6 protein-coding genes are annotated in these 5,698 nt (G+C 61.5%); 4 read left to right on the top strand and 2 right to left on the bottom strand.

Going from position 1 to position 5,698, the window contains the following annotated elements; genetic code table 11:
- Positions 1-201 precede the first annotated feature (201 nt).
- A complete protein-coding gene (locus ACHWRX_RS16205; protein ID WP_394659972.1) occupies positions 202-1,563 on the top strand; it encodes an FAD/NAD(P)-binding protein in 1,362 nt (453 codons plus the stop codon).
- Between the two features lie 102 nt (positions 1,564-1,665).
- Here the strand turns inward: ACHWRX_RS16205 and ACHWRX_RS16200 are convergent, their stop codons facing one another.
- Together ACHWRX_RS16200 and ACHWRX_RS16195 are read right to left on the bottom strand one after the other, a co-directional pair.
- Positions 1,666-2,331 carry a peroxiredoxin-like family protein gene (locus ACHWRX_RS16200; RefSeq protein WP_394659971.1) on the bottom strand — a complete coding sequence of 222 codons (666 nt, stop codon included), beginning with the start codon at positions 2,329-2,331 and terminating at the stop codon, positions 1,666-1,668.
- Between the two features lie 119 nt (positions 2,332-2,450).
- Positions 2,451-3,281 (bottom strand): LysR substrate-binding domain-containing protein, encoded by an 831-nt coding sequence (locus tag ACHWRX_RS16195; protein WP_058737280.1) that lies wholly within the window; start codon positions 3,279-3,281, stop codon positions 2,451-2,453.
- Between the two features lie 263 nt (positions 3,282-3,544).
- Between ACHWRX_RS16195 and ACHWRX_RS16190 the strand changes: the two genes are divergently transcribed.
- The 3 genes from ACHWRX_RS16190 to ACHWRX_RS16180 form a co-directional block, all read left to right on the top strand.
- Positions 3,545-4,345, top strand: a complete 801-nt coding sequence (locus tag ACHWRX_RS16190; protein ID WP_394659973.1) for an ABC transporter permease — start codon at positions 3,545-3,547, stop codon at positions 4,343-4,345.
- A 29-nt stretch (positions 4,346-4,374) separates the two neighbouring features.
- Positions 4,375-5,190 (top strand): ABC transporter ATP-binding protein, encoded by an 816-nt coding sequence (locus ACHWRX_RS16185; protein WP_394659970.1) that lies wholly within the window; start codon positions 4,375-4,377, stop codon positions 5,188-5,190.
- Positions 5,187-5,698, top strand: a 512-nt coding sequence (locus ACHWRX_RS16180; RefSeq protein ID WP_394659969.1) for a cysteine dioxygenase, incomplete at its 3' end; no start/stop codon positions are given. The genes ACHWRX_RS16185 and ACHWRX_RS16180, both read left to right, overlap by 4 nt.

Below are 5,698 nucleotides of genomic sequence, written 5' to 3'. Positions count from 1 at the left end.
GTCTATCCCGATCGTGTGCCGGACAGCAACGTAATCAACTATAACAACGGCGGCACCGCGTTCCCGTACTATTCGCCGTTCGGCTTCAACGGTCGTTTCCTATACGCGCGCGTGAACCTTGCCTGGTAGGTGCTCGGGCAGGAGGCGGGGCAGCCTTGTCCCGCCTTTCGAAGTTCTAATACCCATGAACCGGAATCTACGATGAAGGCACTGGAACCCGCGCAACTCCCTGTCGCCATCGTCGGTGCGGGTTTCAGTGGTACGCTGCTGGCGGTCAACCTTATCCGCCAGGGCGTTGAGGTTATTATCGTCGAGCGTGACGAGCGGCAATTGGCTAAGGGGCTGGCTTTCGGTACCCGCCGGCCCGAGCATCTGTTGAACGTACGTGCCAGCAACATGAGCGCATTTCCCGACGATCTCGGGCATTTCGTGCGCTGGATGGGCTTTTCGGATCGCGGTCAAGCTAACCGCTTCGTACCGCGCCTGGCCTACGGCCATTACTTGCGAGAGTTGCTGCTGGGCGCTCTCGCATCGGCTCCGGGACGCGCCCAGATCGTGCAGGGCGAGGCAGTCGGTGCGGCGGTCGCTCCGGATCAAGTCAAGCTGACACTCGCGAGCGGCAGGCGCGTCGATTGCCGCGCGCTGGTGCTGGCGCTGGGCAATTTTCCGCCCGCACCCCTGCCGCCATTAACTGCGGTTACGCCGCCCCTGCATTTCGCTGATCCTTGGATGCCGGGCGTGCTCGATGGTTTGGACGGTCTCGACCATATTGTCCTGCTCGGCAGTGGTCTCACTGCAGCCGACATGATTGTCTCGCTTGACCGTTCCGGCTTCAGGGGGCGGATCACCGTGCTCTCGCGCCGCGGCCTGAAGCCGCGTGCTCACGCCGAAGTAGGCCCCACCGTCACCCCGGTCACCGAGCCGCAAGCTAAGGGATCGTGGCTGCTGCGCTCGGTTCGCGACCGTGCCAAGGAGATCGGGTGGCGCGGCGCTATTGATGAGTTGCGCTCCCACACGCAGCATCTCTGGCGACGGCACGACGCACTCGCGCAACGCCGCTTTCTTCGCCATGCGCGGCCCTATTGGGATGTGCACCGCCACCGTCTGGCGCCCGACGTCGCCATTCAGTTGCAGGCGCTGGAGGAAGAGGGGCGGCTGCTCTTCAGCGCGGGCAAGCTATGCCGCGCCGCGCCGCGTGATGACCGCTTGCACCTGCGATGGCGGCCGCGTGGCCAGACTGAAGTGCACAGCCTTGTCGCGGATCGTGTTATCAACTGCACCGGGCCGGAAGGGGCGATTACGGGTTCCGATCATCCGTTGATTTGCAATCTGGCGGCTCAGGGGCTAATCCGCGCTGATGCGCACCAACTCGGCCTCGACGTCGAACAGTCGGGCCGGCTGCGCGACGCTGACGGCAATCCGCAGGACCGGCTGCTTGCGGTGGGGCCGATCACCAAGGGCGAGGCGTGGGAGATCGTGGCGGTGCCCGACATCCGCCGTCAGGTATGGGACCTGGCCCGCTATCTTGGAAATACGCACTGGGTCGGCGGCGAGGGACTGTAAGCCTGCGTCGTGTAGGCGCAGGCTTCAAATTTCGAGTTGAAAGCGCAGGAAAAGGGCTGGTGCGGCACCGACTGGGTCTTTCGGTGGATCCCTCCTCTACGATCAGGCAGCGGCCTTGCGTGCCACTTCCGGAAGGTGATCCAGGACCTCATTGCTCTCGGTGCGCGATAGCCAGTCAGGGCTGATATCCAGCCAGCGCACTTCGCCACCGCGATCAAGGATCAGCACCGCCGGTTGGGTCATCTCATAACTATCGGTGCCCAGCGTCTTCCCGATCCAGTCTTCGCCCGGCTCTACCTGCGGGCGATCCTCGGGCAGGAAGGTGATGCCCAGTTGCCGGCTTAACGCATAGTTCGGATCGGTGGCGACGGTGAACGTTAAGCCATGCCGATTGATGATGCCGCGATCCACCGGAGTTTGGGCGCTCACCGCCACCAGGGGAATACCGGCGGCGCGCAGGCTCGGCCACAGTGTTTCGTTGTAATACGGCAAAGCGATGTTGCAGGCGGGACAGCCGCCGAAGCGGAAGAACACCAGCACCGCCGGTCCGGCTGCGGTCAGCGTGTCTCGCGTCAAATCGCGCCCATCCTGATCGATCAAGGCGAACGGCGCGATGACCGTATCTGGCTGGGGATGTGCTGCCGGCTCGTGGCTTGCGACCAAAGCCTGTCGCTGCCGAGCGTTACCCGCCAGTTGCTCAGGCTTCCAGGTCTGCTCGCGTTCTGCCTGAAGGCGTGCAAAACGTTCGCGCAGCGAAATGTGGCTCATCTTGGGGCTCCTTCTTACGAGGGAGAGGCTAGGCGTGATGTAGCTCCTGCGGACAATGAGAACCGGCTCGTAAATCATTGATCTTTGCAATAAGCGATAATCCTCGGCTTATTGCGGCCTTACAACGCGGCGACCGTCTCACGCGTCAGTTCGGCGAGACGGCCGGTGGCGTGGGACAATGACGGCGCTGTCTGCAGAATGCAGGACACTTTGGGCAGCGGCATATCAGGCAAGTCGATCGGCTCATCGTGCGAGAACAGATGAGTGCGGCAGGTGACTCCTAGCCCTGCCGATACCGCCGCCCTTAGCGTGGTGAGGTTTGGGGTCTCCACGGTGATGCGATAGGGCCTGCCTGCATCCTCCAGCGTACGGATGGCGGCTTCCCGAAAACGGCACGGCGGCTCCAATACGGCGAGCGGCACCGTCGGATCGGCGAGCAGTTCTTGTCTGCCGTACCACGCCATCGGCGCAATGGTGATGGCGTTCGGATCGTTATTGGCGGCAAAGCCCAGGACGATGTCCAACTGGCGCGTATCCAGCATGGCAAGCAAGTCGGCCGTTCCGGCGACGCGGGCGTAAATCTGCGCCTCGGGATGCAGTTCGGCGAACCGCGCCAGCAGACCCGATAGCAGTGTCTCCGCAAAATCCTGAACCATGCCGATCCGCGCGGGACCGGCATATTGACCCGCACTGACAGCGTTCACGGCTTCGTCATGCAAAGCCAGCACTTTGCGGGCATAGTCCAACATCAGATCACCTGCCGGGGTGAGGGAAAGCCGCCGGCCTTCACGATGAAATAGTGCCTGCTGCAGCAATTCCTCCAGGCGTTTGATCTGGAGGCTGAGCGCGGACTGCGTGATAAAGACTTTTTCCGATGCGTTCAGCATAGAGCCGGAATCGACGATCGCCACGAAACCGCGCAGCAGATTGGTCGGTAGATTAACAGGCATCGCGCGGGCCCTGACGTCAGAGAAAGAGATCAATTGCGCGTTCGTCGTGCAACATAGCTCATACTCAATCAAAGTAGTAGATATAACGCCGTCGATAGCAAATCTATCGAGGAATGCCGTGGTCGGCTCGTCCCGTTTCACCCTCAGCTTGTCGGCGCCTTCAAACGCTCTTCCCCCATCCAAAGGCGACATATGAGGTTTCCTGATAGGAAAGGGCTAATAACTCAATTGCCGAGGTAGAGATAATCTGTTGCCATGTGAGCATGACAGCAATCACAGCGACAGGACGTTTCGCCCCAGTTCTCAGCGGTATGGGTCGATCACGATGGATATCCCCGGTGACGTTTTTGGTCTTGTGGGAAATCGCATCGCGTAGCGGTATCATTCCTCAGCGCACACTCGCCGCGCCCTCGGCAGTGCTCACGACTTTGTTCCAGATGATCGCCAGCGGCGAGTTGCCCGGCAATCTGGCCGTTTCCGCGCTGCGCGTGATCTCCGGCTTAACGATCGGGGTCACCATCGGCCTGATCCTTGCACTGGTTTCTGGTCTTTCGCGGGCGGGCGAGGTGACGGTTGATCCACTCATGCAGATCAAGCGCACCATACCCACGCTGGCGTTGACGCCGCTGTTTATCGTCTGGTTCGGGATTGGTGAAACACCCAAGATCGCACTGATCGCGTTTGCTTCGATCTTTCCTATCTACCTCAATTTGTATAGCGGCATCCGCGCCGTCGATGTCCGCCTGATCGAGGGTGCGCGCAGCTTCGGCCTCAGCCGGTTCGAACTGATCTGGCACGTCATTCTGCCAGGGGCACTGCCCTCCTTGCTGGTCGGCCTGCGCTATTCCCTGTCGGTCGCCATTTTGGTGCTGGTGGTAGCCGAGCAGATCAACGCATCGGCAGGGCTTGGCTATCTCATCAACAACGCCCGTGATTTTATGCGCACCGACATCATTGTCGTGTGCCTGATGGTCTACGCCGTGCTGGGCCTTGGGGCTGATTGGCTTGTCCGGATCATTGAGCAACGCGCCTTGGTCTGGCGCCCAAGCAACGTCGCCTCGTGACTGCACCCAAAAAAATCAAAGGAAGACACATGGACGCGCGCCTTTCTTTTCAAGCTGATCGTCACCCCGCTGACCGAGGCCAAAATAGTCTGCGAGCGGTTCCCGAGCCGATCGTGAAGCTAACGAACTTCACCCGCGCTTTTGGCGATAACGTCATCATCTCTGATCTGGACCTTGAAGTTGGCAAGGGTGAGTTCGTTGCCCTGCTTGGCCGGTCGGGATCGGGCAAGACAACGCTGCTACGCACGCTCGCCGGACTGGACGATGCCACGGGCCAATCGGTGCGGATACCAGGCTCGCGCGCAGTCGTTTTCCAGGATGCCCGCCTGCTGCCTTGGAAGAAGGTTTGGCGCAATGTTGCATTAGGGCTTCGCGGCTTGACAGGGCGTGTTCGCGACAAGGCGGAGCGGGCTTTGCACGAAGTCGGTCTCGGCCACCGCCTCGATGCCTGGCCGCTGACGCTTTCAGGCGGCGAGGCGCAGCGCGCGGCTCTTGCGCGCGCACTGGTGCGTGAGCCGGAATTGCTGCTGCTGGACGAGCCGTTCTCCGCGCTGGATGCCCTGACGCGGCTGAAAATGCATGAGTTGACGTTGGCCCTATGGCAGGCCCATCGCCCGGCTGTGCTGATGGTGACGCACGATGTCGACGAGGCGATCGCCCTTGCAGACCGTGTCCTCGTACTCGATCAAGGCCGTATCGTAACACAGGAACGGATCACGGCGCCGAGGGGCGAGCGTTCAGACGTGGCTCGCGGTCTGCGGCAGCGGTTGCTCAGCGCCCTGGGCAGCGGGGCGGAGCACGCGAGCGTGATCCCGTTTCGACAAAGCCATGAGGCCGTCGCATGAATATGGCGACCAGGATAGTGGTGCAGCCGCGGCTGGAACGGTTGCGCGGTTTCGTGACCAGCTTTGCCGAATTGCTCAACACCGGTAGTCGCGAAGAAGAAATCCTGGAAGCCGGCGGCGCGCTGCTTGCCGGCCTGGTTTCGCGTGACGACTGGTTGCCCGATGAATACGCGCGGCCATCATCCGATGGGTATCGCCAATACCTGCTTCACTGCGACAGTCGCGAGCGTTTCAGCGTTGTCTCGTTCGTGTGGGGGCCGGGGCAGGGCACCCCCATCCATGACCACCGCGTCTGGGGTCTGGTTGGCGTTTTGCGCGGGGCCGAGCAGGTAGAAACTTTTCGGCGCCGTCATGATGGCGAACTCGAGCAATTCGGCGCAGCGGATTACCTGGATGAGGGCGAGGTGGATGCCTTCAGCCCGCGCACGGGCGATATCCATCGCGTTTCTAATGCCCGCCCGCACGAGCCGTCGATCTCGATTCATGTGTATGGCGGCAACATCGGCGC

Origin of the sequence: uncultured Novosphingobium sp., from assembly GCF_964277725.1 — a bacterium.
In the GTDB taxonomy this organism is placed as follows: domain Bacteria; phylum Pseudomonadota; class Alphaproteobacteria; order Sphingomonadales; family Sphingomonadaceae; genus Novosphingobium; species Novosphingobium fluoreni.
Note: the sequence above shows the minus strand (reverse complement) of the source record. Positions and strands in the feature narration are given on the sequence as shown.

Bases quoted from the DNA above. Each gene is read 5' to 3' on its own strand.
- ACHWRX_RS16190 (WP_394659973.1), top strand. From the start codon at position 3,545: ATGACAGCAATCACAGCGACAGGACGTTTCGCCCCAGTTCTCAGCGGT.
- ACHWRX_RS16185 (WP_394659970.1), top strand. From the start codon at position 4,375: ATGGACGCGCGCCTTTCTTTTCAAGCTGATCGTCACCCCGCTGACCGA.
- ACHWRX_RS16200 (WP_394659971.1), bottom strand. From the start codon at position 2,331: ATGAGCCACATTTCGCTGCGCGAACGTTTTGCACGCCTTCAGGCAGAA.
- ACHWRX_RS16195 (WP_058737280.1), bottom strand. From the start codon at position 3,281: ATGCCTGTTAATCTACCGACCAATCTGCTGCGCGGTTTCGTGGCGATC.
- ACHWRX_RS16205 (WP_394659972.1), top strand. From the start codon at position 202: ATGAAGGCACTGGAACCCGCGCAACTCCCTGTCGCCATCGTCGGTGCG.